The 23,749-nt window shown below is 68.6% G+C and carries 22 protein-coding genes and 1 pseudogene; 10 read left to right on the plus strand and 13 right to left on the minus strand.

Translation table 11 applies throughout. From position 1 onward, the window contains the following. The first annotated feature begins 5 nt into the window (after positions 1 to 5). A complete protein-coding gene (locus ACTWP9_RS28435; protein WP_443249156.1) occupies positions 6 to 2,060 on the plus strand; it encodes an MFS transporter in 2,055 nt (684 codons plus the stop codon). Between the two features lie 43 nt (positions 2,061 to 2,103). On the opposite strand, the gene ACTWP9_RS28440 is transcribed toward ACTWP9_RS28435, so the two are convergent. Then, a complete protein-coding gene (locus ACTWP9_RS28440; RefSeq protein ID WP_443249157.1) occupies positions 2,104 to 2,496 on the minus strand; it encodes a VOC family protein in 393 nt (130 codons plus the stop codon). Between the two features lie 101 nt (positions 2,497 to 2,597). Further along, positions 2,598 to 3,308, minus strand: a complete 711-nt coding sequence (locus ACTWP9_RS28445; RefSeq protein ID WP_443249158.1) for a TetR family transcriptional regulator — start codon at positions 3,306 to 3,308, stop codon at positions 2,598 to 2,600. A 151-nt stretch (positions 3,309 to 3,459) separates the two neighbouring features. Here ACTWP9_RS28445 and ACTWP9_RS28450 point away from each other — a divergent pair, with 151 nt between their 5' ends. Beyond that, complete coding sequence (locus tag ACTWP9_RS28450; RefSeq protein ID WP_443249159.1) at positions 3,460 to 4,311, plus strand: NAD(P)H-binding protein; 852 nt, start codon at positions 3,460 to 3,462, stop codon at positions 4,309 to 4,311. A 74-nt stretch (positions 4,312 to 4,385) separates the two neighbouring features. Here ACTWP9_RS28450 and ACTWP9_RS28455 read toward each other — a convergent pair whose 3' ends face one another. From ACTWP9_RS28455 to ACTWP9_RS28470, 4 genes are all read right to left on the minus strand, one after another. Further along, entirely contained in the window at positions 4,386 to 4,790 is a 405-nt protein-coding gene (locus tag ACTWP9_RS28455; protein WP_443249160.1) for a VOC family protein, read from the minus strand. 247 nt (positions 4,791 to 5,037) lie between these two features. After that, the gene (locus tag ACTWP9_RS28460) at positions 5,038 to 6,228 is read right to left on the minus strand and encodes an FAD-dependent monooxygenase (protein ID WP_443249161.1); all 1,191 of its coding nucleotides are present in this window, start codon (positions 6,226 to 6,228) and stop codon (positions 5,038 to 5,040) included. Further along, positions 6,225 to 6,824: a TetR/AcrR family transcriptional regulator gene (locus ACTWP9_RS28465; protein WP_443249162.1), complete on the minus strand. Its 600-nt coding sequence runs from the start codon at positions 6,822 to 6,824 to the stop codon at positions 6,225 to 6,227. Before ACTWP9_RS28465 ends, ACTWP9_RS28460 begins: the two co-directional genes overlap by 4 nt. A gap of 327 nt (positions 6,825 to 7,151) precedes the next feature. Further along, on the minus strand, positions 7,152 to 7,745 hold the full coding sequence (locus ACTWP9_RS28470) for a flavoprotein (protein WP_443249163.1): 594 nt from the start codon (positions 7,743 to 7,745) through the stop codon (positions 7,152 to 7,154). Between the two features lie 181 nt (positions 7,746 to 7,926). On the opposite strand from ACTWP9_RS28470, the gene ACTWP9_RS28475 reads away from it, so the two are divergent. Beyond that, the gene (locus ACTWP9_RS28475; RefSeq protein ID WP_443249164.1) at positions 7,927 to 9,210 is read left to right on the plus strand and encodes a helix-turn-helix domain-containing protein; all 1,284 of its coding nucleotides are present in this window, start codon (positions 7,927 to 7,929) and stop codon (positions 9,208 to 9,210) included. Positions 9,211 to 9,463: 253 nt separating this feature from the next. Beyond that, on the plus strand, positions 9,464 to 9,889 hold the full coding sequence (locus tag ACTWP9_RS28480; protein WP_443249165.1) for a hypothetical protein: 426 nt from the start codon (positions 9,464 to 9,466) through the stop codon (positions 9,887 to 9,889). Positions 9,890 to 10,467: 578 nt separating this feature from the next. Here ACTWP9_RS28480 and ACTWP9_RS28485 read toward each other — a convergent pair. Both ACTWP9_RS28485 and ACTWP9_RS28490 read right to left on the minus strand, forming a co-directional pair. Then, on the minus strand, positions 10,468 to 11,496 hold the full coding sequence (locus ACTWP9_RS28485) for a DMT family transporter (protein WP_443249166.1): 1,029 nt from the start codon (positions 11,494 to 11,496) through the stop codon (positions 10,468 to 10,470). Further along, positions 11,496 to 12,104: a TetR/AcrR family transcriptional regulator gene (locus ACTWP9_RS28490; protein ID WP_443249167.1), complete on the minus strand. Its 609-nt coding sequence runs from the start codon at positions 12,102 to 12,104 to the stop codon at positions 11,496 to 11,498. The genes ACTWP9_RS28485 and ACTWP9_RS28490 overlap by 1 nt, the downstream gene beginning before the upstream one ends. Before the next feature lie 106 nt (positions 12,105 to 12,210). Here ACTWP9_RS28490 and ACTWP9_RS28495 point away from each other — a divergent pair, with 106 nt between their 5' ends. Then, positions 12,211 to 12,693: a hypothetical protein gene (locus tag ACTWP9_RS28495; protein WP_443249168.1), complete on the plus strand. Its 483-nt coding sequence runs from the start codon at positions 12,211 to 12,213 to the stop codon at positions 12,691 to 12,693. 34 nt (positions 12,694 to 12,727) lie between these two features. Here the strand turns inward: ACTWP9_RS28495 and ACTWP9_RS28500 are convergent, their stop codons facing one another. The 3 genes from ACTWP9_RS28500 to ACTWP9_RS28510 all read right to left on the minus strand — a co-directional run bounded on the left by ACTWP9_RS28500 (position 12,728) and on the right by ACTWP9_RS28510 (position 16,705). Next, complete coding sequence (locus ACTWP9_RS28500) at positions 12,728 to 14,422, minus strand: RNA polymerase sigma factor (RefSeq protein ID WP_443249169.1); 1,695 nt, start codon at positions 14,420 to 14,422, stop codon at positions 12,728 to 12,730. Between the two features lie 35 nt (positions 14,423 to 14,457). After that, entirely contained in the window at positions 14,458 to 15,717 is a 1,260-nt protein-coding gene (locus ACTWP9_RS28505) for an alginate lyase family protein (protein ID WP_443249170.1), read from the minus strand. A gap of 157 nt (positions 15,718 to 15,874) precedes the next feature. Further along, on the minus strand, positions 15,875 to 16,705 hold the full coding sequence (locus ACTWP9_RS28510) for an urea carboxylase-associated family protein (protein WP_443249171.1): 831 nt from the start codon (positions 16,703 to 16,705) through the stop codon (positions 15,875 to 15,877). A 92-nt stretch (positions 16,706 to 16,797) separates the two neighbouring features. Here ACTWP9_RS28510 and ACTWP9_RS28515 point away from each other — a divergent pair, with 92 nt between their 5' ends. Continuing rightward, entirely contained in the window at positions 16,798 to 17,202 is a 405-nt protein-coding gene (locus ACTWP9_RS28515; RefSeq protein WP_443249172.1) for a MerR family transcriptional regulator, read from the plus strand. A 432-nt stretch (positions 17,203 to 17,634) separates the two neighbouring features. Next, positions 17,635 to 17,945, plus strand: a pseudogene (locus tag ACTWP9_RS28520) (FtsK/SpoIIIE domain-containing protein); the annotation flags it as partial. Between the two features lie 746 nt (positions 17,946 to 18,691). Here the strand turns inward: ACTWP9_RS28520 and ACTWP9_RS28525 are convergent. Both ACTWP9_RS28525 and ACTWP9_RS28530 read right to left on the minus strand, forming a co-directional pair. After that, complete coding sequence (locus tag ACTWP9_RS28525; RefSeq protein ID WP_443249173.1) at positions 18,692 to 19,615, minus strand: hypothetical protein; 924 nt, start codon at positions 19,613 to 19,615, stop codon at positions 18,692 to 18,694. Between the two features lie 626 nt (positions 19,616 to 20,241). Then, the gene (locus ACTWP9_RS28530) at positions 20,242 to 21,336 is read right to left on the minus strand and encodes a DUF1152 domain-containing protein (protein WP_443249174.1); all 1,095 of its coding nucleotides are present in this window, start codon (positions 21,334 to 21,336) and stop codon (positions 20,242 to 20,244) included. A gap of 79 nt (positions 21,337 to 21,415) precedes the next feature. Here ACTWP9_RS28530 and ACTWP9_RS28535 point away from each other — a divergent pair, with 79 nt between their 5' ends. The 3 genes from ACTWP9_RS28535 to ACTWP9_RS28545 all read left to right on the plus strand — a co-directional run bounded on the left by ACTWP9_RS28535 (position 21,416) and on the right by ACTWP9_RS28545 (position 23,731). Further along, entirely contained in the window at positions 21,416 to 22,156 is a 741-nt protein-coding gene (locus tag ACTWP9_RS28535) for a GntR family transcriptional regulator (RefSeq protein ID WP_443249175.1), read from the plus strand. 302 nt (positions 22,157 to 22,458) lie between these two features. After that, a complete protein-coding gene (locus ACTWP9_RS28540; RefSeq protein ID WP_443249176.1) occupies positions 22,459 to 22,902 on the plus strand; it encodes an ATP-binding protein in 444 nt (147 codons plus the stop codon). A 100-nt stretch (positions 22,903 to 23,002) separates the two neighbouring features. Further along, positions 23,003 to 23,731 (plus strand): GntR family transcriptional regulator, encoded by a 729-nt coding sequence (locus tag ACTWP9_RS28545; RefSeq protein WP_443249177.1) that lies wholly within the window; start codon positions 23,003 to 23,005, stop codon positions 23,729 to 23,731. Positions 23,732 to 23,749: the final 18 nt, after the last annotated feature.

Here is a 23,749-nt window from a genome sequence, read left to right on the forward strand (position 1 = left end):
GCGCAGTGGCCACTGTGCACCCACCGCGGACGCCGGAGTCGGATCCTGACCCCGGTGCCGGTGAGATAGCGGGGAGCCCGGGCGTGGACGACGCCACGGGCGCCGTTCGCACACCCGTACCCGGTCAGCGCCCGAAGCCCGGGCGGCAGCGGACGGACACCGGCGCCGAAGACACGACGGAATCCCACGAGGGCGTCGAAGAATCCCACGGGGACGTCGAAGAATCCCCCGAGGCCACCGGAGGAGCCCACGAGGGCGCCGGTGGGGCCGGGCGGACAGCCGCCGAAGGTGCCGGGCGGGCACGGTGGCGGGGACTGGCGTCCCGGCCGATGTTCGTCGTCGGCGTCACGCTGGCGGTCGCGGCGCTCCTCCATCTGCTGTGGCTGCTGTTCCTCGCCAGCGGTGGCGGGGACCTGGCCGCGCAGGACGCCTGGGCCGAGTTCGCGGGCCAGCATCCGGGCTCGGCGTACAACCTTGCCTGGTACGGCGGGCTGCACCCCTTCTCGTACAGCGCCATATCGCCGTACCTGATGGCCGTGTTCGGTGTCCGTACGACGCTGATCGTCTCCGGGGTGCTCTCCGCCGGGCTGCTGTCGTTGCTTCTCGCCCGGACGGTTGCCAGACCGCTGCTGCCCTCGCTGTGGGGGGCCTTCGCCTTTGCGTGCAACGCCGCCTCCGGGCGGGTCACCTTCGCGCTGGGTGTGTTCTTCGGGCTCGGCGCCGTCGCCGTCGTGTGGACGTGGCCCGCGCGCTGGCGGGGCGGGCGTGCCAGCCGCCCCGCGCGCTATCTGCGGGCGGCGCTCGCCATGCTGCTGGCCGCGCTCGCCACCGCGGCAAGTCCCGTCGCCGGGCTGTTCCTGGAGGTGGTGGCGGCCTCGCTGCTGCTGGCGCGCAGGCCCGCTGCGATGTTCTCCGTCGCCCTGCCGCCGCCGGTGGTGGTGGCCGGTTCGGCGCTGCTCTTCCCGTTCACGGGTGTGCAGCCGATGCCGCTCTGGTCGCTGGTCTTCCCCGTGCTGGGCGCCGTCGCGGTCGTACTGCTGGTTCCCAAGACGTGGATGGCCGTACGGGTGGGCGGTGCCATATACGCCCTGGGCATAGTGCTGACCTGGGCGATCCCCTCGCAGGTCGGCTCGAACGTGGAGCGGCTCGGGCTGCTCTTCGGCGGGGTGGCGCTGCTGGCGGCCGTCCCGGTCGTGGTGGGGCGCGGGTGGCGGCCCTGGAAGTCCCGCCGAGGGCTGGCCATGGCGCTGGCGCTGCTGGTGACGTTCGGATGGCAGATCGGCAAGCCCACCTGGGACGTCCTGCACACCACACCCGACACCGACTGGTCCGGCGACCTGGAGCCGCTGCTCACCCAGCTCCGTAAGGCCGACGCGGGCCGGGCGCGGGTCGAGGTCGTCCCCGTCAACAGCCACCGGGAAGCCTCGGCGCTGGCTCCGTACGTCAACCTGGCCCGCGGCTGGAACCGGCAGGCCGACCTGGAGCGCAACCCGCTCTTCTACGAGGAGAATCTCAGCTCTGAGCGCTACCACGCGTGGCTGCGCCGCTGGGCCGTGCACTACGTCGTCCTGCCGGCCGATCCGCCGGACATCGCGGGCGGCGTCGCCGAGGCCAAGCTGGTGGCCGAGGGCCAGCCGTATCTGAAGGAGATCTGGTCCGACGACAGCTGGCGGCTCTTCCGGGTCAAGGACCCCGTGCCGCTGGTCGACGCCTCGGCGTCGGTGGAGCGCGCCGACGCGGAGAGCGTGACCGTGCGCGTACGCGAGAGCGGGCGGGTGCTGGTGCGGGTTCCGTACTCGCCGTGGCTCGGGCTGGTCGACAAGGACGGGGACAGGCTGGCACCGCCCACCGAGGGTGGCGACAACATCAACGGCTGTCTGCGCGAGGCGGAACCGACGTTCGGCGGCCCGCCGCCGGAGGGCAAGGACAAGCCGGTGCTGGACACCTGGACGGTGCTGGAAGCGCCCCGCCCGGGCGTCTACCGCATCGCGGCCCCCTACAAGCTGCCGCGCGGCACACCCTGCCCGGAGGGGCCGGACGACGGAAGCTCGACGGACTGAGGGACGCGGCGAGGTCCTCAGAAGGGCTCCTCAGGAGGGGTCCTCAGAAGGGCTGTTCGCCTCCGTAGTGGTGGGTGATGATCTCCAGGATGTGCCCGTCCGGATCGGTCCAGTAGACGCCGCGGCCCCCGTCGTTGTGGTTGATCTCGCCGGGGCGGGTGCGCCCGGGGTCGGCGTAGTAGGTGAGCCCCGCCTCCTTGATCCGGACGAATACGGCGTCGAACTCCTCCTCCGAGACGAGGAACGCGTAGTGCTGCGGCGTGATCGCCCCGTCCCCGGCGTCGGCGAAGTCGAGAGCCACGTCGTTGGCGGTGACGACCGGCAGGAACGGACCGTACTGCGGCCGCACCTGAAGCCCCAGCAGACCGGCGAGGAACTCCGCGGACCGCTTCTTGTCGCTGGCGTACACGATCGTGTGATTGAGCTGGATCGACATGAGAGGTCTCCTCTGGCTCGGTTCGATGCCGACAGCAGAAACAGTGACGGTAGAAGGTGTGTTCCCTGCGGGGTCGTTACGCGTGTGCCCGGGAGTGTCTTTCAGCCGAGGCGCCGTACGATCCGGCGCAGCTGTTCGGTGTAGAACTCCCGGAACTCGGGTGACTGCGGGTCCATGCCGAGGACCGAGCGGACCAGGTGCGGCGTCACCACAGGTGCGGAGACCGCACCCATCAGCAGCAGGAGGACGGCGCCCGTGTCGAGCTCCTCCGCGATCTCCCCGGCCGCCTTGCGGCGCTCCAGGTCCGACAAGTCCTCGCGTCCGGACTCCGGTTCAGCGCCCGTCAGCCCCACCCAGGCGTTCAGCCGGGAGCCGCGGGGGTCGTCGAGTGCTTCGTGCAGATAGTGAGCCATCACCTCGTCCAGCGGGACGTCCGGCTGGTTGAACGACTCCTCGCGCTCGGCCCAACGTCGGCTCAGCTCGTTCCAGAGACCTTCCTTGCCGCCGAAGTAGTAGGCGATCAGCTGCTTGTTGAGCCCTGCCCGGTCGGCGATGTCCTGCACCCGTGCCCCGGCGAACCCTTTTGCGGCGAACTCGTCCAACGCCGCCTCCAGCAGCCGCCGGCAGGAGCGCTCCGGATCGAGTTTGCGGGCCTCCGGGCGGGGCGCACGGCGCGGGCAGCGCGCGTCGGCTGATGCTTCGCGCCTCTCGGATGACGTTTCGCGGGTATCGGCTGATGCTTCGCGCCCATCGGATGACGCGGCGCGCGCATCGGGAGGCACGTCGGGAGTCGGGCCGGGTTTGTCGCTCACGGCGTCCAGCGTAGCGGTTGCCAGGGCATCTTCATCTATCCGGTTGATTTCTTCATCCGGATGGTTGAAAGTTGCTTTCCTGTGCACGCCGATGCCGTTGCATCCGGCGCGAACTCGCACGTCAGGGACCAACGTTGCAATGGAGAACAGCATGATTCTGGTGACCGGGGCGACCGGAAACGTCGGCCGTCCGCTCGTCGCCCGTCTGACCGCCGAGGGCCACAAGGTCCGCGGACTGACGAGGAACCCGGACCGCGCCCGGCTGCCCGACGGTGCGCTACCGGTGGCCGCAGACGACCTGGGCGCCGCACTGGACGGTGCCTCCGCCGTCTTCCTGAACCCCGCCGCCTTCTGGAACGGTGCCGGTGAACTGCTGCGGCTCGCGGCCGAGCGCGGGGTGGGGCGAGTCGTCACCCTCTCGTCGTCCTCGGTCGTCGCTTCCTCGCTGCCCATGGATCCCCGGAACCCCATCGCGGAGCACCACCGGGCGCTGGAGGCCGAGGTGGAGGCCGTGGCGGCGACTGCCGGGATGGAGTGGACGCATGTGCGGCCCGGCATGTTCGCCACCAACACCCTCACCTGGGCGGATGCGCTGCGGCGTGACGGAGTGCTGCGCGCCGCCCATGCCCGCGCACAGGCAGCGCCCATCCACGAGGACGACATCGCGGACGTCGCCGCGCTCGCGCTGACCGGAGCCCTGGGCGCCGCCGGCCCCACCCCCGTACTGACCGGGCCGGAGTCGCTGACGCAGACCGACCAGCTCCGCCTCATCGGGGAGGCCACGGGGCGGGACCTGCGGTTCGACGAGATTCCGCACGAGGAGGCCCGCGCGGACATGATCGCGGCCGGCACACCTGCCGGGATCGCCGATGTGCTGCTCGACCTCGCCGCCGGCTCCGTGGACGTCCCCGCACAGGTCTCGCCGGGCGTCGAGCAGCTCACCGACAGTCCCGGGCGCAGCTTCGCGCAGTGGGCCCGGGACCACGCGGAGGACTTCCGCTGAGGCGTCGACTTCCGCTGAAGCGCCGGCGGTCGTGGGCGGCCGAGGCCGGGGCGGGCGGTTGAGTTCGCGGTCGGTCAGCCCGCCACGGCTGCGGGGTCCATCCACATGACCTCCCAGATGTGGCCGTCCGGGTCGGTGAAGGCGCGCCCGTACATCGGGCCCTCCTCCTGCGTGTCACCGTGCGCCCCGGCACCGGCGGTCAGCGCCGTGTCCACCAGTTCGTCGACGTCCTTGCGGCTGTCGGCCGACAGACAGACCAGCACCTCGCTGGTCTGCGCGGTGTCGGGGATCTCCCGCTTGGAGAACGACTTGAAGAACGGTTCGACCAGCAGCATCACGTAGATGTCGTCGCTGACGACCATGCAGGTGGCGTTCTCGTCCGTGAACTGCGGGTTGAAGGAGAATCCGCACTTGGTGAAGAAGTCGACGCTGCGGTTCAGGTCCTTCACCGGCAGGTTGACGAAGATCTTCCGGGACATGATGTGCCTCTTCTCTGCGCTCCGCTGCGCGTTCTGACGGTTATGTCGTTAGTTATGGTCCTTCACCTCTCGTAGGGGGTGAAAGGCTCCACGCAGTGGTAGACGGGGCAGGGAGGCGGAACTCATCGCTGTGCCGGAAGATTTTTTCGCCCCCTCGCGAACCCCGCCCCTCGTCCCTCGCAGCCCCTCGTCCCTCGCAGCCCCTCGGGTCCGGCGCAGCTCTGCTCGTCGGCGGCGCATCGGCACATCACCGCGTCAGCTCCGCCAGCTCCGCGGGCTTGCCCGTCACTGTGGAGGCGATCAGCCGGTTGACCCAGGGCAGCCCCGAGAGCCGCATCGCCGCCCTGCGCAGCCGGAGCCAGGCCGCACTGCTGGGCAGGAACCAGCGCGTGCCCTGGAGGGCCACACGCTGCTTCTCCTCGGCCACCGGACGCCACAGCTGCTCGTACCGCTCCAGTCCCGCGCGTACGTCCCCGTCGGCTGCCGCCAGTTGCGCAGCCAGTACATGCGCTCCCGCGATGCCCAGTGAGGCGCCTTGGCCCGCCAGCAGCGACACCGCGTAGCAGGCGTCACCGACCAGTACCGTCCTGCCGCGACTCCACCGAGGCAGCACCGTCTGCGCCACGTGGTCGTAGTAGATCTCCTCGGCAGGCGGACAGGCCGCCAGCGCGCGGGGCGCGACCCAGCCGAGCGAACCGTAGATCTGCTGCACCGCACTCCGTGTGTCCTGGGGGAGCGGTGCGGACGGATCGTCCACCCGGTGCACGGCGAAGGAGGCGACCTTGCCGTTGCGCAGTGCGTAAAAACCCATCTGCCGTCCCACCGTGTCGGTCAGACAGAAGCGATCCGCGACCTGTTCGCGCACCTGGGGATCGTCGAAGACGAACGCCGCCGTGTGGAAGCCCAGACGGCGTAGGCAGTGCTCGTCGGAGCCCGCCTGGCCGAACACCAGGGAGCGCACCGTGGAGTGGATACCGTCCGCGCCCACCAGCAGGTCGGCTTCCCGGACGCTGCCGTCGCTCAGGGCTATGCGTACGCAGTCCGCCTCGTCCGCCACCGCTGCGACGCTCAGGCCGTACCGCAGCGCCACGCGCGCCGGCAGGCTCTCCCGGAGCGCGAGTTCGAGATCGGGCCGCATGATGCTGAGCAGCTTGCCGCCCGCCACTTCGGAGAACTGCGCGTAGTTCAGGCCCGCCCGGCGGTGGCCCCGTTCGTCCACGAACGCTGCTTCGCTGATCAGGTAGCCGAGTTCTTGCAGCCGGGGCAGCAGCCCCATCTCCTCGGCCGCCTCGTAGCCGACGCCGAAGAAATCGATCATGTATCCCTGTTCGCGCGGCCCTGGCGCGTGCTCCACGACCTCGATCTGCCAGCCGTGTGCGGCCAGCCGGTGAGCGAGCGCGAGTCCGGCGATTCCCGCGCCGCAGATGACGGCCTTCATACGGTCCAACTCCCAGGTGCCGTCGCTCCCGCGAAGACCCGACGCAGCACGGGCCCGACTGTTGCCGAGGTGAGGGAGGGCGAGGCGGGCCGGTGCAGCATCAGTCCGTCGATGGCCGCCAGCAGTACGGCTGCGGTCTCCTGCGGCTGCGGCACCCCCTGGTCGCCGAGACGGTCGGCCAGCTCGTCCCGCGCGGTTGCGATGAGGTAGGCCAGACCGCGCATCAGCTCCTCGTCGCGGGCCGCTGCCAGATAGGTCTCGGCGAACAGCAGCGAGGTCGGGTCCGTGCCCGAATAGGCGTCCAGCGCGCCCAGTATGCGATCCAGCGCCTCTTGGGGTGAGGCAGCGGCCTTCAGCAGTCCCGTCAGCTCGCTGACGAGCGCCTCGACGGCGCCGAGCGCGGCCTGCCGCAGCAGCGCGTCGAGGGAAGCGAAGTGGTAGTGCACCAGGCCCTGTCCGGCCTCGGCCCGCTCGGCGACCGCGCGCGTGCTGACCGCCGACCAGCCTCGCTCGGCGATGAGCTCGGCGCCGGCCTGCAAGAGCCGCTGCCGCACCTCGCGGCCCCGGTCAGCGGCGGTGGGAGGGGGTGGTGGCATGGGGACCTCCTGGGCGATGGGTGGTTGCGCGGACTGGCGGCCCGCGCTGTCGGGCACGACCGCGGGCGCCGTCGGCTCTACGGGGTGCGCGTTTGGCCGGCCGTTTTGGCCGGCCGTTTTGACCAGCCGCCTTGGTCGTCCGCCCTGAGCGTACGCCTTGGGCGATTGACCAATTCCGTCGACCGAACAATACCGCGCTCGGGCGGAAGTCGCTCCGTGCGGGTGGAAGTTGTGTGGTCCGAGGACGGAGAGTGCGCGGTCCGAGGGCGAACGAAGCGGCGGGCCGGTGGCGCGGTCAGCGGGTCGGGGAGCCAGGGCGGTCGGTGCTCAGCGCGCGTCGTCGGGGCGCGCCGCAGCTGTGTCCCTGGCGCCCTCCACGACGTCTTCCGCGGCTTCGGCCACGGCCGCCAGCGCCTGCCCCCAAGGGAACGCGTCCGGGCGGCCCTGGCCCGGAGCGTTCGGCACGAAGCCGCCCTCCCCGTACAGCACCCGGACACCCGCCCGGCGCAGCGTCTCCAGGGAGTGGCCGAACTGGGGGTGGCGGGCGTAGGCAGCGTTCACGCACGGCATCGTCACCAGCGGGATGCCCTTGCCGATCGCCTCGGCGGCGAAACCGACGACGAACTTCTCCGTGATTCCGAGCGCCCACTGGTTGACGGTGTTGAACGTCGCAGGGGCCATCAGTACCGCTGTCGCGGGCGGCCAGGCATCGGGCCGGCCGGGCAGCTTGTAGCGGGACCGCACCGGGTGTCCGGACTGCTCCTCCAGCGCGGGCAGGTCGTCCGTCAGCCAGTGCGCAGCGGTGGGGGTGAGCCCCAGACACACGTCCCAGCCCGCGCGTTGGGCATCGTCGACGACATCGGCGACCCGTAGTACGGGTGGAGCTGCGCAACCGAGCAGGTAAAGGACGCGTGAGGCCATAAGCGCATCCCACCAGAAGCTGGTGAACGCTGCGTCTTCAGCCTCTCCCGTATGGGGCCTCTCACACTGCACCGCGACCGTGCAACTCGGCGGAACCCGATCGAGTGGTGCTCACGTCCGAAAAGCATCGCTGCCGTACACCGTGCGTACGGTGCCGGGGCATCGAAGAACGGAGTCGCGGATGCGCGGGCTGCAAGAAGAACACGCGGGCGTCCGCATCGCCCACCAACGCAAGCTGGCCGGACTGACCCAGCGCGGGCTGGCCGCCAAAATCCCCTACTCCTACAGCCTGTTACGACAGGTGGAGGAGGGGCGCAAGAACGCCTCGCCCGACCTGGTCTCGGCCGTGGCACGGGTGCTGCGCATCGATGTGACGATGCTGACGGGCCAGCCGTACGTCACCGAACTCCAGCAGGACCGGCTCGCCGCCCTCATTCGCCCCATCCGCGAATCGCTCGACCTGTACGACCTGCACGACCCCGACGAGCTGCACGGACCGCAGGAGGGCACGCACGGACCGCACGAGGGAACGCATGGGCTGCATGCGGGCATGCGCGTGCCGCATGCGGGCACGCACGCGACCACAACGGCTGCCGAACTCGCCGCTCAGGCCGATGAGCTGTGCCGGATGGTTCGCGCCACCCAGCTCAGCAAGGCGGCGCACGCACTGCCCTCGCTCATCGCCGAGGTCACCGCAGCCGTGCACCGCAACCCCAGTACGGCGCTGTGGCAGACGCTCGGTTCGGCGTACCGCACAGCGCATGACATTGCTACCAAGCTCGGTTTCTACGACCTGGCGACCATCGCCCTCGACCGGCTCGGCTGGGCGGCCGAACGCGGTTCGGATCCGCAGCTGGCCGCCGTACGCCAGTACATGCGTGCCCTCACCTACTTCCGCGAGGGCGAGCACACCATCGGGCTGCGGCTCATCGATGCGGGCCACAGGGCGCTCTCCCGCACCGACAGCGCCGACCGGGAGGCCCGCAAAACTCTCGTCGTACGGGGCCAGTTGCACCTCGGTGCGAGCGTCATCGCGGCCCGCGCGCACGACGCGGACGCCGTCGAGAGCCATCTGCGGTATGCCGCCTCCTACGCGGAGCGCACCGGTGAGGCGGAACGGGTGTACTGGCTGAGCTTCGGACCGGCCAATGTGGCAGTGCACGAGGTGTCCGCACAGGTCGAGATGCGGCGCTACGGCAAGGCGCTGGAGAAGTCCCGCAGTGTCCGCCTTCCGAACGGCTGGCCGATGTCGCGCAGGGCGCACTTCTATGTGGACCGCGCCCGGGCCGAGATGGAGACCGGACGTTGCGACGCGGCACTGGAGTCCGTGGTGACGGCGCGGAAACTGGCGCCCGAGCAGACCCGCTACCACCCCGGGGCCCGCGAGACCATCAACGGCCTGGTGGCTCAGCGCCGCCGTACTCCCGACTCGCTGGACAACATGGCGGCGTGGCTCTGCCGGTGACGGACACAAAGCGGGGCACTGCCGGGCGGACAGACGGGTGGCAGATGAGTGGACACGGTGCGCGACCGGGGTGTCACACATTGGTGACACTTTGCTGTTGCCGCTGTCGGCAAGGTGGGTCGCGTCCCAACACGTGAAGACATGTGAAGTGCGCGAGGAAGCGTGAGATGCGACCGACAGCGCGGGGACAGGTAACCCCCCGAAGCGACGGTGCCGGAGAGGCCGAAGTCGCTGAAGAAGCACAGGAGAAGCCGTGACCGTGTGGTGGCCACTGCCGAAGGGCCTGGATGCCGTGCTGTTACCCGCAGGGGAGTGGTGGGACGCGGTGCGTGTGCCCGCGTATCTGGGAGAGGGTGTACTGGCCCGGCTCGGCACCTCGTCCGGGGCCGTCATCCGCGATCCGTACGGCAGCAGGCTCTACTGGCTCGTCGAGCCGGGCAGCGCGCGGGAGTGGTCGTTCTGCGAGTTCGCCGCAGTACAGGTGCTGGGCACGGCGAGCTGGGTGACCGTTCCGCCCAGCAGCCGCCTGCACCCCCCGGGTCCGCACTGGGCCGTGCCGTGCACTCCTGCCGGCTCTCTGACCCCGGCAGCCACCTTGCACGCCGCCCTGCACAGCACGATCAGCCAGAATCTGGGGCCCCGCCCTCGGTACACCATGCCCCCGAAAGAGAGACACTGACGCCCGCCTCGCCCCGGAGGAGCTTGCCGGGGTCCCTACGCGTCCCGGACCGGACCCGGCACCGTTGTGACCGTCAGGACGAGGACGGCCCCCACAACGCCGCGCCCAGCAGGCCGAGATGGCGCACTCCTGTGGTGAACGCCTCCGAAGCTTAGGGCGATCCGGCGACGGCTCCGAAACGGCGATGCCGAGCACCGTACGCAGTGAGTGGTGTTTCGGCCTCACCCGAATATGCTCCTCGCGCCGGGAGCCACCGCCCCATCATGGGGACGACGCGCACGTCGTGAGGTCACGGGGGGACCGCTCGTGCCGATGGGCTCATAGGCACGATGTGGGGGAGACATGGGACGACGTTTCGCGTCTGTGGCGACGGCGGTCACCGCCGTCGCCACCTTTGTCGTCACTTTTGCAGGGGCCCGCTTGACGAACGCGTCCGCTGGCTCGGCCCGTTACGAGCCGGCGGACGCCGTCCAGAGAGGGAGCTGAGCCCCTCACGGCCTGTTGACCGGTTGACCGGTTCTCCGCCGATCAACAGGCCACATTGATCGTCCAAGCCAGGGCCCGGACGGCTGCTGAAGTCACCCGTGCCCCGTCACCCGTGCCCGACAGGGACCATCGTCGGGTTCAGGCGCGCTGGGTCCCTCTGGGCCGGTGCTGGGGTCCATCGTGGCCGCTCGAAGCCGGTGAGCCCTCCGGGGCGGGGTGGTGAGCACGGCGAGGCAGCCGACGACCAAGGCGATGCCGACCCACCCCAGCAGGGGCAGTCGCTCGCCGACAACCAGTACGGCGAGTACGGCTGCGACGGCGGGTTCCAGCAGTGAAAGCGTGGTCGCGGTGCTCGCCGGGACGTGTGCCAGGCCCCAGCCGAACAGTACGTAGCCGAGAAACATGGGCACCAGGGCCATGTAGGCGCCGACGGCCGCGTTGGACCAAGAGGTGAGAAGCGGGGCGCCGGTGACCAGCAGTACAGGCAGGAGCAGCAGCCCGCCCAGCCCGAAGACGGCACCCATGGCCGCACCGGAGGTGACACCGCGGCTGATCAAACGGTAGGCCGCCCATGCGTACAGGGCATAGGTGAAACCGGCCACCAGGCCCAGCCCCACTCCGAGCACGGTTGCCCCCACGGACCGGGCCCCGGTGCCGGAATGCGCCTGGGCCGCTTCGGCCATGCACAGCAGCACCGTCCCGGACAACCCCAGAGCGGCGCCGGTCAGCCAGCGGCGTGTGAGGCGGCGTTTGTCCACGGCACGCTCGATCACGGCAGAGGCGAGTGGGGCCGAGCCGATCGACACCACTGTTCCAGCGGCGACCCCGGCCAGGTGCATGGCGCTGTAGAACGCCAGAGGGTAGGCCCCCACCGCCACCGCGCCGAGCAGCACCACACCGCGCTGCGTGCGCAGCCCAGGCGCTTCCCGGGCGATACGGGGGGCGGCTGTGAGGGCCTGGAGCAGCCCGCCCAGGCCCATGGCGACGGCCCCGATCGCGAGGGGTCCCACTGCTGGGGCGAAGGTCGCGGCGGTGCCCGTGGTGCCCCACAGCACCGACGCCACGAGCACGCACAGCGATCCCACGCCCACCGAGCCGGTCGCACGTCCACCAGGCGGCATCACAGCTGGTCCATCAGGTGCGCCGCCATCGTCCGCGCATGGTCCAGACGCGTAGCCGCGCCCTCCAGGCCGGCGCGCGCCACCGCGCCCTCTAGCAGGAACGCCAGATGCTCCGCCATCGCGCGGGCCTCCTCGGGCCGACCCGGCAGCAACTCCTCAAGATGCCCGGCGAGCAGGGACTCCACTTCCTCCTTGTGCCGACGCACCACGGCCCGCCCCTCGTCCTCGGCAGGCAGCTCGGCAGCCGCGTTCAGCAGACCGCACCCCCGAAAACCGTGCTCATAGGCGAAGGCCGCGTGATCGGCGTACGCGTCGAAGACGGCCAGCACGCCGCCGCGACCGTCCGGGACTCCTTCCAGCCGCCGCCGGTACAGGCCCATCCACTCCTCATGCCGTGCATCGAGGTAGGCGATCACCAGATCCGCTTTGGAGGAGAAGTTGTTGTACAGGCTCATCTTCGCCACGCCCGCCTCGGCGGTGATCGTGTCGATCCCTGTCGCTGCCACGCCGTCCGCATAGAAGCGGCGCGATGCGGCGGCAAGCAGCCGCTCGCGCGCGGTCCGCCGCCGCTCCTTGCCTTGTGCCCTGGCAGTGCTGGCATCGCTCATCGGGCTTCTCCCTCGTATTAGGTAGACCAGTCTACCTAATTAATGACCGCGTACTACACAGCCACCGATAGGCTGCAAACAGGCAGATCGGGCGGGGGTGCGCAGCATGAATGAGCGGTTGCGAAAGCTGCACGTGGACGGACGAGAGTTCGTGTGGACGGGCCGGATCCACCACGTGGCCGGTGAGCGCGACTGTCACAGGTGTGTCCGCGTGCGCGTCTGGGGCGCCGGGAAGAACAGCCGTGCGCTCCAGGCAGACCTGTTGTCAAAGGCGGTCTTGCCGTGGGGCTGTGCGACCGATTCCACCTATCCGTGCCCCAAGGACGTACGAACGGTCATCGAGTATGCCTTGACGCACGGTTGGAACCCCAACGTCATGGGCGGGACGTTCTTCCTGACCGAGAGCGAACACGCTTCTGCATTCGAACTGGCCGACTTCCTGCTCACCGATCGCCTCCGGGACGAAGCAGCGCCCGAACCGACGACACGCGTGTTTCGCTCCTTCGACGAGAACCCGGGACCGCCGATCCCAGCGCCGGCCAAGGCATCACCTGAAGACCGATCAGGCCCGGCTGCTCCGGCACCATAGCCCCGGCCCCGGCCTGGACTGCTCGGCCCGTGTGTTATTCGACCGGGGAGTGTTGCGGGACGGTGGCGGGGTCGGAGGGGCGGGTGCGGGTGAGGTACTGCGGCACGGGGGTGCGGTTGTCGCCGGTGTCGCGGACGAGGCCGTAGCGGACGATGCCCTTGTCCGGGGCCGGGGCGGTGCGCAGGTCGCGCAGGATGTCCTTCCGGTTCGTCGGCTGGACGAAGAAGTTGTAGTCCTCACCGTTCTCGTTCTGGTTGAGGATGACGGTGCCGTCGAGCCAGAAGTACTCGTTCTGCCACATCTGTTGGGTGCCTCCGGGTAGCACGGTGGTGCCGATCTCGGGTGATTTCATCCATGTCTCGCCGGGGTTGCCGGGCTTGGTGTCGTCCATCCGCCGGCCGCCGCCCGAGGCCACGTGGAAGAGCTTGCCCCGCAAGCCGGTCCAGGTGGGCATGGTCAGAGAGCCGTCGGGCTCGGCGACCGCGATCTGCCAGCGGATCCGCACATATCCGGTGCCGCGCAGGGTTACGTTCTCCCCGCGGTGGGTGAGGGTGACGGCGGGGCCGCCGGTACTGGTCAGGCCATGGTCTGCGCGGCGGGGCAGAGGTCCGGGCGGCCGGTCGGGGTCGGGGGCGTCGTCGACGGAGTCGACCACGCTGCCGTAGCGGGCCACCGGGCTGGTCGTCCGGCTGGGGGTGGGGCTTCCGGTGTGGGGCGGGGCCGCCAGCAGCGTGTTCCCCGGTGGAGTGCTGGGCGGGCGGGACGGCGTCGAGCGAGCGGTGGCCCGCGGCGGCAGGTCCGCCGGCTGCTCGAACACGAGGAACGCCGTACCGCCGACGGCGAGTGTCGCCCCCGCCGTGACCGCCGCGGCGGGTTTACCCAGCGCCGCGAGCGCCTTGGCCGACCAGCCGACGCCTGCTGCTGCCTGTGCGGCCTTGCCGCCCAGCGCAAGGGATATCGCCAAGCCCGCCGGGAGCGGCACCAGTGCCAGGCCCACCAGCAGCCGCTCGGTCGGTACGACATCCGCACGCGGCGCCCCGCAGCGTGCGCAGCCGCGCAGGTGCCGGGCCAGCCGTTTGCGCCAGACCGAGGTGGGCCTGCCGTCCCAGCCGACGCGCAGGGCGCGCAGACCGTCGCAGTCGGCGGACTGTGGACCGTTCAGTGCCCGGACGATGCCGCGTGCCGTCTCCAGCCGCTCCTTCATCCGCTGGATGCGTACGGCGGCGTGCCCCCGGGTGACGCCCAGCGCGGAGGCGAGGTCGCGGCGGCTCAGCTCACCGGCGACCTCAAGCCACCACAGGGAAAGCAGCTGCCGGTCCTCTTCCTCCAGCCAGCGCGCCGCCTCCGCGACCTCGCGTCGCTGTCCTTGCAGCCGCAGCCGCAGGACGGTGAGTTCGGCGAAGTCGGTGGTCCCGGCCGGGACGGAAGCCGGCTCCAGGGCGGCGGCCGGCGACTCCCGGCGCCGAGCGCGGTCGCGTATCTGCCGCATCGTGATTGCGACCAGCCAGGAGCGGAAGCTGTCCGGGTTGCGCAGCGTGGTGAGCTGTTCGACGACGCGGAGCATCGTCTCCTGGACGACGTCGTCGACGTCGGCGTGGCCGTTGAGCGCCCGTCCGGCGATGTTGTAGACCAGCGGCAGCCAGCCGGTCACCAGCTGCTCCATGGCCTCCCGGTCACCTGCCTGCGCCGCGGTGATGACCGCGCGCCACTGCCGCGCCTGCACCGTCATTCCCACTCCTGCCGAACCGCAGCCCTGGCCAGGGGCTACTTCGCGTAGAGCAGCGTCCCGAAACCTAGTTGGTCGTATCCGCCGCTGCTCGCCCCGTAGTCCCCGCCGCCACCCTCCGGGCGGACGCTCTGCGCCATCTCGCTGATGTACGGCACGGACAGCTTCCGCCGCCGGGTGTAGTGGTAGTGCAGCATGTCCCACACCGGACGCTGCTGCCCCCGGCCACCCGGCGAGATCTCCGTGTGGGAATTGGGGGTGCAATTGTGCCCACTGCCCCACTCGTACGTGGTGAACGGCACGTCCTGGCCGAGGTTGTACTTGGCGACGTACTGCGCACCCTTCATGAACCGGTTGTTGTCGTAGCCGTAGAGATCGGTGCCCTGGTTCCAGGCCATCTCGCAGATCGCCCCCATCTGACCGATGCCCATGATGGTGTGCCCCTGGTCACGGCCGGACTCCTGCCACTGGCCGAGGTCGTGGCCGTCGACGTCAGGGTGCAGGAACGGGACGGCGTTCTTGATCGCGCCGTTGCCCGCGCCGTCGTAGAAGTAGTCCAGGGCTTCGTCGTAGATCGCGCGGTCGTCGCAGAGGATCCCGATGGCCATCATCGACGCCATGTTGCACAGATCCCAGTTCGCCCAGTAGTGGGAGTCGCAGGTGCCGTTGTGACGGACCAGGAAATCGTGGTTCCAGCCGTGGAAGACGTCGCGCATCATCTGCTGGGACCGCTCCAGGTCGAAGCCGTCGTAGTCCCGCATCAGTTCGGCTGCGTTGGCGAACTGCCAGCCGTAAAGACCGAGCGCCAGGTACCTGTTCGTGTCACCCTCGATGCTCTTGAGCGTGCCGGACCAGGCGTTCAGTATGTCCCGCGCGGTGTCGGCGTTCTCCTGTGTGCCGCCGATGTGCCAGCGCAGCGCGTTCTGGTAGGCGGCGTGAATGTCGGCGTAGAGCAGGCCGTAGTTCTCGCCTGAACCGCCGCCGCGGACCACGGTCTTTTGCGGGCGAGGCGTCCGGCCGCTCTGCGAGCGCCCGTTGGCGGTCAGCCGCTTCCAGCCGGACAGCCACGGCTCGTCGCCGGCGGCCACCCGTTTCTTGGCCCGGTTCAGGTCGCCCGAGGAGTGCAGCATGCCGGGGTGGGTGAAGGCGGTAGCCTTCTTCCCCGCGTCCGCCGCGGCATCGGCGGAGCTACTGCTCCATGCGGCGACTCCGCCACTCGCGGCCCCGGCGGCTGCCAGACCCCCGGCGACCTTCAGCACGCTGCGACGGCTCATCCGGTGTGCGTTGTGGTGACCCATTTACGGCTCCTGTGAGTGGGGGGAAGCGCGCTCACGGCGCACCTGTCACAGGTGACGGACCAACGGAAGCCGCGATAACAGTTTTCCCCTTGCCGGTCCCCAGACTGATGCGCGACTGCCGACCGTGTCCCTTCCGTGGGGATGGCGCCTCCCACAGTCACCGCAAAGTGAGACCGTGCAGTCCCCCGTACGCGGAGCAGGGCGGCGGGGACCATCCGTCGGTTACCTGGCGTGGTGGACGGTAGACCTCGACAGCGAGCGGTCGGCATACATCGATGGGGTCGGTAGCGTCCGGGCCCCAAAACGGGATGGACAGATCACCGGCCGGGCAATTCGAGAGTGCGCAGAGTAGATCCTGCTCCGCGAAAAACTCGAAGAAATCTCCGGCCTTCGCCGGTGAGGGTTTCATGTAGTACTGATCCTGGTCGTTGAGCCCTGTGACGGTGAAAATGTTGAGCACGTCGTGTACGTCGAACTCGGTCAAGCCGTAGGGAAGCACGGCCCGGGTCAGGTTCGAATGACAGTGGAAGTCAAAGTCTTCGTTCGTGAGAATCCGATTGATGTAGGGGTCACATCGCGAGCCGAGTAGGTCGTGCACTCGGGCACCGTCTTCGTCCTCTCCGTACCAACTCAACGAGTCGTTCGTGATCGTCACCAGCGGGCGCATGTAGGGCAGCGTCGACCACAACCGGTCGTAACGCGTCACGTGTGCACTCTGCAACTGGCGTGTTCGTGCCGCCCATAGACGCTCTCGCGGGTTATGACGATTCCAGACATTGAAGTCGCCACACTGTGGCCCATCCGGTGTGATGACTCGGCACAGGTAGCCGGCGGGGACCTCCCATGCGCGACCTGAACGGATCGGGAGTACAAACCGTTCGACGAGTTCCCTGTCCTCGGGATTTGCGGCAAGCTTGTCGTAGAAAGTCTTGTCGACCTCGAGCAGGCTTTCGGTGGTCGGCTGGTACGAAGCCGGAGGTGAAGCCATGTCAGTGCCTTTCTCTTCCAGGGGCAATGTGCATATGGCGCCGCATGCAGTGCGCAGCGGACGCGAGTTCGCCGAGTTCGCTCGCAAAGCAGATGCTAAAGTTTCACATCGATGTGAAGGTCAAGGGTTGGGTGCGTTGTCTTATGCGTATTGGTGAGCTTGCACGTCGCACCGGGGTGAACACTCGCCTGCTGCGCTACTACGAAGAGCAAGACTTGTTGCACCCTCAGCGATCCTCGAACACCTATCGTGAGTACGCCGAGTGCGCCGTCGAGCGGGTTCACCAGATTCGCGGCCTGCTCGACTGCGGCTTGCCTACCCGCCTGATTCGGGTTCTTCTGCAGCATGTACAAGGCCCCCATGGCGACCTGCCGCCGTGTCCCGACGCGGAAACAGCGAACCTGCTCCGTCAAGAACTTGGTCATCTGGAAACTCGCATCGACCGGCTTGTCCGGAGCCGTGATGAAATTCGCTGCTACCTCGGTCGGGTCACCTGAGCACCCGCTCACGGTTTACGGAGCGGCTTTGAGCTGAGCTGCTTCGGTACGAGAGAAGGCCCTTACGCTCGCCGGCAGGTCCGGGCCGGCTGCCCGCACGAGTGGGTGCCATCGCGGAAGCGAAACGTCGAGGCGGATCTGCCATGGGCCTTCGAACGGGTGCCACTGACGCCTCAGATGGGGAAAGTCAGCCACGGTGGCGGGAGAGTTGCCCGACCACCCGCACGTGTGCCCCTCAACCACGCACCACCATCAGCCACGTCTCCAGCTTTGATCTTTGACCTGCAGACACCTCCGCGTAGCCTCGGCCGACCCCTGGGGGATGGCCGAACCGGTCCACAGACCGTGACAAGACCTGGGAGCCGCGCCACGGGCCCTGTCGGCGGTCTGTGGCGCGCCCAGCGCCCTCCCGACGGGCGGACAGGACTGACCATGTCCGACCTGACGACATTGATGGAGGTGGGCTGCCCGGTTGCCGGGCCCGGGGCTGGTGCCGCCTACTCGGCCCTCCGGTGGGTGGGTTCGTACGGATCGGTCATGGACTCGCGCGGGCTGACCGTACCCCCCGTCTGGGGCGGGCCTTTGCCGTACGGGCGCGATCCGGCTCGAGGTGCGGGCGGTTCCGCCTCGGCGCGGGCTGCTGCGTCCGACCTCGACGGGCCTGCGCATGCGCCTGCGGCTCGCTCCAGGTCAGGAACGTGCCGACCGACGTGGCCGCCTCCGCCGAACGGCTCCAGCACGCGTAGGGCGTGCACGCTGTCTACGTTGAGCCGGTCAAGCCCCGTGTGTTCTCGAGCCAACACCGGAGCCGGCACGCGTGAGCTGATGGCCGGGAGGGGACACAGCCGTCCCGGGCTGCGCTGATCTACCAGCACATGACCGGTGGGCGGGACCGGGCCATCGCGGACGGCCTCGGCGCCATGATCCGGGAGAGCCGGGACGGGGGCGGCGACAGCACGTAGTGGCACGACCCCTGAAACGGTGAAGGGCCAGCTCCGACGGGTAACCTCGCTGAGCTGGCCCTTCGTGCTGTGCCCCCGGCAGGATTCGAACCTGCGACACCCGCTTTAGGAGCGAGGTTGGGAGGCTGCCGCGCTGACCTGCGCGTATCCACAGTGCGACAAGTTCCGGCGTGTTCCCCGTCGTTGCTGCTGACTCTCCGTGCTTCCCCGTACGTTCTGGCACGAGAGTGGCACGGGTTCTGCGGTGGTGGTGAGGCAGCCGGCCCTTGTCGCACCCCGGGTCGCGGCCTTTACCGTGCGGACGACCTCACCACTCGGCAGGGTACGCCTTCTGATCCGTAGCTGTAGATGGGTCGGTCAACGACGGTCATACCGGCCGCCGCAGGGTGCGGGGGAGGCGGCGCCAGACGGCGGGGGTTGCTGGGCTTGCTGTACTTCGCTGCTGTACCGTCCGCCCTTCAGCCGCCATCGCATGAAGCGGAGTGCGCACATGGTGCGATGTGGTGCAGCGCGCAGACGGCACTCGGTCACCAACGAGAGTTCAGGGCGTCCCAATCGTGCTTGTCGCGTGCGTAGACCTCATCCGGCGCGCGCAGGTCAGTAGCCCCGGTGAAGTCGAGGAAGTGGGGGTCCAGGCAGTTGTCCCAGCCATCGGCGCAGCGATGCTGCCAATCTCGGCCCCATAGTTCATCCTCTTCTCGGACACGGTGGACCAGTCGGCCGCGCCATCGGTATTCGACAAGGGTGACATCAGGGTGGCCGTTGGCCAGAGGAGCCAGCCAGGGCGGATCGAGGGCGTCGAGCTCGTCGCCGTAGAAGTTGGGGGTGGTGGGCGTGACCAGCCCTGTGGTGCCGGGTTGCGGAGGCGGTAGGGCGGGGGTAGCGCAGGGGCCAGCCTCCTTCACGGCGCTGCGGTCGTTGCCCGTGCGGTAACTGCCGCGTGTTGCCAGCCGCCACGAGCCGTCTGTGTGCTGTTGCCATGGTGCCTGGGGAGCCACTGGTGGTGCGGAGTGGGCGGTGCGTATGCGCACCTCGTCGAAGCCGTAACGACAGTATCGAGCTGGTGCCTCGTTGACGTCGGTGTCGTCGGTGTGCCAGATCGTGTCCTGGTCCCCGCCCTCGTTGTAGAAGCGCTTCCAGATCGCGCTGTAGCCCCAGCCCACCTCTTCCTCGACGCTGGCAGGGTTCTTGCCCGAGCCGTACTGGATGTCGACGAAGCGGCCGTCCGGGGAGCGCTCGGTGTGGACGGGGACGTTGTAGGAGCCGCGGGGTCCCAGCAGTCTCCATGTGATCCACTGTGCCTCGACGTTCCTGATCGAATCGCCGGGCCGGGCGTAGATACGTATGAAGTCCGTGAAAATATTTGACATCATTTCATTGTGCGGAATGTTTCTGCTCAAGAGCTGAAGTTTTTTCCAACTGATCACCATCCAGGTGGGAAAGTCAGCCACGACGGCGGGACAGGTACTTGATCACGTGCACGTGTGCCCCCTCAACCACCCACCGTCATCAGCCACGCTTCCAGGTTCCGATCTTTGACCCGCAGTCGCCTCCGCGCAGCCTCAGCCGGCCACTAGCGATGGCGGGACCGGCCCGCAGACCGCTACGAGACCTGCGCGCCGCGCCACGGACCTTCTCGGCGTACTTGGTCCGGCGGTACAGGGCTGGTCGGCTTCGTGCGCCTGGTCTTGCGTGCTGGCGTGGGTCGGCTGGTCGGCCAAGTCGTGCGGGCCGACGCGATCTGGAGCTCTTGCGAGCAAGCGGGTTGCTGCGTTGGGCTGCGCGCTGAGCGGCTCGGGGGCGGCGCGAGCGGGGCGGAGACAGGAGCGGGCGGCGGCCACGGGCCGCCAGCGCGCGCGGCCCGCGTGAGCGGGCCGCCTTGAAGTCGTAGAGAAAGTTGTTACGCAGGCGCTTCGTGCGCTGTTGTCCGGTCTCGGGAGATGCTTTACAGGTTGGCTTCAGGTGATGCTTGACACCGCTTGCCTCGGCTTGGCTGTGCGCGTTTGATCGACGCGTGCAGGGAGGGCTGGGGCCGTGCTGGTGGAGTTGAGCGTGGTCGAGCAGCGGTATCACGCGGTCATACGCCCTCTGATATGTGCCACAGCGGAGCCTGGTATTGCTCCGGGCGGTTGCTGATGAGCAGCTCGCGGAGCTGGGTCCGCTGCGAACCGCTGTAGCCGAGAGCTTCCGTGAGGCGTCGGAACGTGGTGTGTGTGATGCCCCGGCCGCGTGCCTCTTCCTCGAACTGGTCTAGTTCCCGGAATACGGCCCCGGGGTCCAGCTCTCGCTCGTCCTGGTTGCCCAGCCACATTGCTTTGTTGCGTTCGTAGTCGATCTCCGAGTATCCGCAGATCTCACGGCTGTGCTGTTCGGCTTCCTCAAGTGAGGTGGTGGAGAGGACGGCTCGGGCGAGTTCGTTGCGGCTGAGAGCGTCATCCAGGTCGGCCTGGTGGAGAGCGGGGCCCTCGTCGGTGAGGGGGACCGATAGGCCGGCGTCCCGTACTTCGCAGAGCCCGCGCGTTCCTCGTGCTGTGGCGGCGAGCATGGCGGTGGCTTCGGAGGGGTGCCATTCCAGAACGCTGCTGACGGGTTCGGTGTGCTCGGCGGTGAGGCTGAGGAGCTTGGGGCCGAGGCGTTCGTGGAGCTGCTCGGCAGGGAGTTCGCCGTCGAGTCCTGGGCCTGCGATCAGAAGCCGGACGGGAACGGACAGTTGGCAGCATGCCGCGAGGGTGAGGGCGTCGCCGAGGGGGCTGCGGAGTGTGGGTTCGTCGCCCTTGGCGAGGATGTCTCCGCCGACATCCAGCAGGTCGATCGTGTCAGGGGCCAGGTGCTCGATGAGGTCCTGCAACTGCTGCGTGATTCCGTGGACGCCTGCGTGCGGGTCGATCAGAGCAAAGGTGTGGGGAAGTTCCGCCGCGAGCCTGGGCAGTGTTGAGCCAGCAGGAGCGATCGGCCGCGCGTCACCCGGCACTGCGTAGACAGAAGGCGTGATCGCCTTGAGGCCGGTGAAGTTGGCGGGCCCACGAGGGCCCGGAACCGGGTCGATCAGTAGGCGGTCCCATGCGTAGGTGAGGACGACCGCCGGTTCCGCATCGCGGTTCAGCGCGGTGTCCACCATGGCGGCGGCGACCGCGTCGCCCCCTCCTCCTGCTGCCACGATCAAGCGCGTCACCAGGTCAGGGTACGGGTTTCGGGCTTGGCCACTCACTCTATAGTGGCCAGAGGTAATAGCCACTTAGGGAGGGAGTGAGATGCCCAAGATCGAAGAGGCTCAGCCGAAGTATTTGCAGATCGCTCACTACATCCGCGATCAGATCCTTCGCGGGGATCTGCGTGCAGGTGCCGAGGTGCCCTCGGAACGGCAGCTGTCCGCAGACTGGAGCGTCTCGCGCCCGACCGCCGCCCGTGCGCTCGAAGCGTTGCGGCATCAGGGCCTGGTCGAGAAGCGCCAGGGATCGGGCACCTACGTACGCGGCCTCGATGTGAACCGGCGTGCCCGGGAGTTGTACGGCCGTGCTCGTCAGACGGGCAAGATCTACACGCCCGGTGAGTACGCGGTCATCACGTCGGCGGGTTGGCTGCAGGCTCCGGGCCACGTTGCCGAGGCGCTGGGCCTGGCGCCCGGGAGCCGTGCGGTTCACCGCCGGAGGGTGACGAACAACGAGTCGGGGCCGATCACTCTGTCTACCTCCTGGTTCGGCCCGGATGTGGGGGAGCGTGCGCCGAAGCTCCTGGACGCCGACCGCATCCAGGAGGGCACGTTGATGTACGTCGAGAACACGACGGGGCGGCAGGGGAGTTACGCCGAGGACCGCATGTGTGCTCGCCTGGCCACCGAGGATGAGGCGTCCGATCTCGCGCTCACGCCTGGGTCGGCGGTGCTGATCGTGCATCACGTCGTCTACGACCTGCGGGACCGGCCGCTGGAGTTCGCCGAGGCCACGTATCCGCCCGAGCGTTGGGCGTTCGAGCAGGGCTACCCCCTCAACTGAGCCGCATCTGAAGGCAGATGTTGGCGAAGCGCTTGCGCGGACGAAGTGGCTAATGCTAGTATCCACTGAAGTGGCTAAGGCCACTTCGTTCCGTGGAAGGAGGTGCGAGGCATGACCCAACGGCGACAGGGGTTAAGTGAGGCCGCTCGGCCGGCGCCCTGTGGTGGGTGCCGGGGTCGGGGGTGGAAGTACGTCAGCCCTCGTTCTGCCGTGGCTTCCTCCGCTGCTGACGGCCATGTCCGCGCCGCTCGCAAACGGCGCTGTCTGGACTGCGACGGCACTGGTAGGGAGTAGGTGCGCGAATGGGCGATCCCGCTGGCAACTACACCGCACATGCAGAACCCGAGCCGCTCGGTTCGATGACGCTGTATCCCGTCCCCGAGTCGGTGCCACGGGCCCGGCGATGGTTCCGGAAGTTCATGGCGCGTCATGAGCTGGCGTGCTCGATGGACGACTGCGTTCTCATGATCTCGGAGCTGGTGACGAACGCGATTCTGTACGGCGAATCCGAAGATCCATGGCGTGTACGGGTCGACTGGTGGCGCGAGGGTGAGGCCCTGAGGGTCGATGTCCACAACCCGGGCTTCCCCATGGCGGTCCGGCTGCGTCATCACGATGCCGATGCGGGGCATGGCCGCGGGCTGTTTCTGGTCCGCGAGCTGTCCGATTCGTGGTCGGTGACCCCAGGCCGCTTCGGTGGGACGACTGTTTCGTTCCGCGTCGACGCCGGGTTCAAGCCTTCCTGAACGAGAGATCAGCCCGACCTTGCACCGTTCTACTGTGGCGGTAGAAGTGTCGGTAGGCTGGTTGACAGGTTGACTTGCCGGATTCGATGAGGCTGGGGCTATGGCGTACGAAGTGGCTGCACCGAAGTACGTGCGGTTGGCTCAAACGCTGCAGAGTCGTATCGAGGACGGCACGTACCCGCCCGGTGCTCGGGTGCCCAGTGAGAATCAGCTCGTCCAGACCTTCGGTATGTCTCGGCCGACTGTCGTTCGGGCCCTTGAGCTGCTGAAGCGGGACGGCTGGCTGGAGTCGCGCCAGGGCTACGGCACGATCGTGCGAGGCCAGCCCGAGACCAGTCAGCAGAAGGACCAGCGGGGGCGGGAAGCGCTGGAGCGGGTTGAAGCGCGTACCCCTGGTCGGCTGGTCGAGGTGGGGGAAGTGCGTGTCCCACCTCGGGTCGCAAGCCTGCTGGGCATTCCGAAGAAAGGCGCGGTGCTCGTCCGCCGTCTCCTTGTCGAGGACGAGGGAGAGGCCGTCGAGCTGGTCTCCTCGTATTTCCCGCCGTCCTTCGCCGACGGGACCGACCTTGCCGAGGCTTCGCCTCTCTCGGAGGGGCTGCGGGAACACCTGGAGTCCCGCAAGCGGGTGCGTTTCGATCACCTCACGGAACGTGTCTCGGCGCGCATGCCGCTCCAGGAGGAGCGGAACCTCCTCTCACTGCCGAAAGGAGAGCCGGTTCTCAGCGTGCTTGTCGTAGCGCGTGACGCGAAGGGGCAAGCGTTGCAGGTCACAGACGTCTTGCTGCCTGCTGACCGGCAAGAGCTTGAGGACACGTATCGGCTGGACTGACCTCGGCGAGCCTCAGTC

It is taken from the genome of Streptomyces sp. 3N207, from assembly GCF_052246355.1.
In the GTDB taxonomy this organism is placed as follows: Bacteria; Actinomycetota; Actinomycetes; order Streptomycetales; family Streptomycetaceae; genus Streptomyces.

What these genes read in the sequence shown, in the direction of transcription:
- ACTWP9_RS28440 (WP_443249157.1), bottom strand. Translation starts at nt 2,496, where the DNA reads ATGTCGATCCAGCTCAATCACACGATCGTGTACGCCAGCGACAAGAAG.
- ACTWP9_RS28450 (WP_443249159.1), top strand. Translation starts at nt 3,460, where the DNA reads ATGATTCTGGTGACCGGGGCGACCGGAAACGTCGGCCGTCCGCTCGTC.
- ACTWP9_RS28455 (WP_443249160.1), bottom strand. Translation starts at nt 4,790, where the DNA reads ATGTCCCGGAAGATCTTCGTCAACCTGCCGGTGAAGGACCTGAACCGC.
- ACTWP9_RS28460 (WP_443249161.1), bottom strand. Translation starts at nt 6,228, where the DNA reads ATGAAGGCCGTCATCTGCGGCGCGGGAATCGCCGGACTCGCGCTCGCT.
- ACTWP9_RS28465 (WP_443249162.1), bottom strand. Translation starts at nt 6,824, where the DNA reads ATGCCACCACCCCCTCCCACCGCCGCTGACCGGGGCCGCGAGGTGCGG.
- ACTWP9_RS28470 (WP_443249163.1), bottom strand. Translation starts at nt 7,745, where the DNA reads ATGGCCTCACGCGTCCTTTACCTGCTCGGTTGCGCAGCTCCACCCGTA.
- ACTWP9_RS28475 (WP_443249164.1), top strand. Translation starts at nt 7,927, where the DNA reads ATGCGCGGGCTGCAAGAAGAACACGCGGGCGTCCGCATCGCCCACCAA.
- ACTWP9_RS28485 (WP_443249166.1), bottom strand. Translation starts at nt 11,496, where the DNA reads ATGCCGCCTGGTGGACGTGCGACCGGCTCGGTGGGCGTGGGATCGCTG.
- ACTWP9_RS28490 (WP_443249167.1), bottom strand. Translation starts at nt 12,104, where the DNA reads ATGAGCGATGCCAGCACTGCCAGGGCACAAGGCAAGGAGCGGCGGCGG.
- ACTWP9_RS28495 (WP_443249168.1), top strand. Translation starts at nt 12,211, where the DNA reads ATGAATGAGCGGTTGCGAAAGCTGCACGTGGACGGACGAGAGTTCGTG.
- ACTWP9_RS28500 (WP_443249169.1), bottom strand. Translation starts at nt 14,422, where the DNA reads ATGACGGTGCAGGCGCGGCAGTGGCGCGCGGTCATCACCGCGGCGCAG.
- ACTWP9_RS28505 (WP_443249170.1), bottom strand. Translation starts at nt 15,717, where the DNA reads ATGGGTCACCACAACGCACACCGGATGAGCCGTCGCAGCGTGCTGAAG.
- ACTWP9_RS28510 (WP_443249171.1), bottom strand. Translation starts at nt 16,705, where the DNA reads ATGGCTTCACCTCCGGCTTCGTACCAGCCGACCACCGAAAGCCTGCTC.
- ACTWP9_RS28515 (WP_443249172.1), top strand. Translation starts at nt 16,798, where the DNA reads ATGCTAAAGTTTCACATCGATGTGAAGGTCAAGGGTTGGGTGCGTTGT.
- ACTWP9_RS28535 (WP_443249175.1), top strand. Translation starts at nt 21,416, where the DNA reads ATGCCCAAGATCGAAGAGGCTCAGCCGAAGTATTTGCAGATCGCTCAC.
- ACTWP9_RS28540 (WP_443249176.1), top strand. Translation starts at nt 22,459, where the DNA reads ATGGGCGATCCCGCTGGCAACTACACCGCACATGCAGAACCCGAGCCG.
- ACTWP9_RS28545 (WP_443249177.1), top strand. Translation starts at nt 23,003, where the DNA reads ATGGCGTACGAAGTGGCTGCACCGAAGTACGTGCGGTTGGCTCAAACG.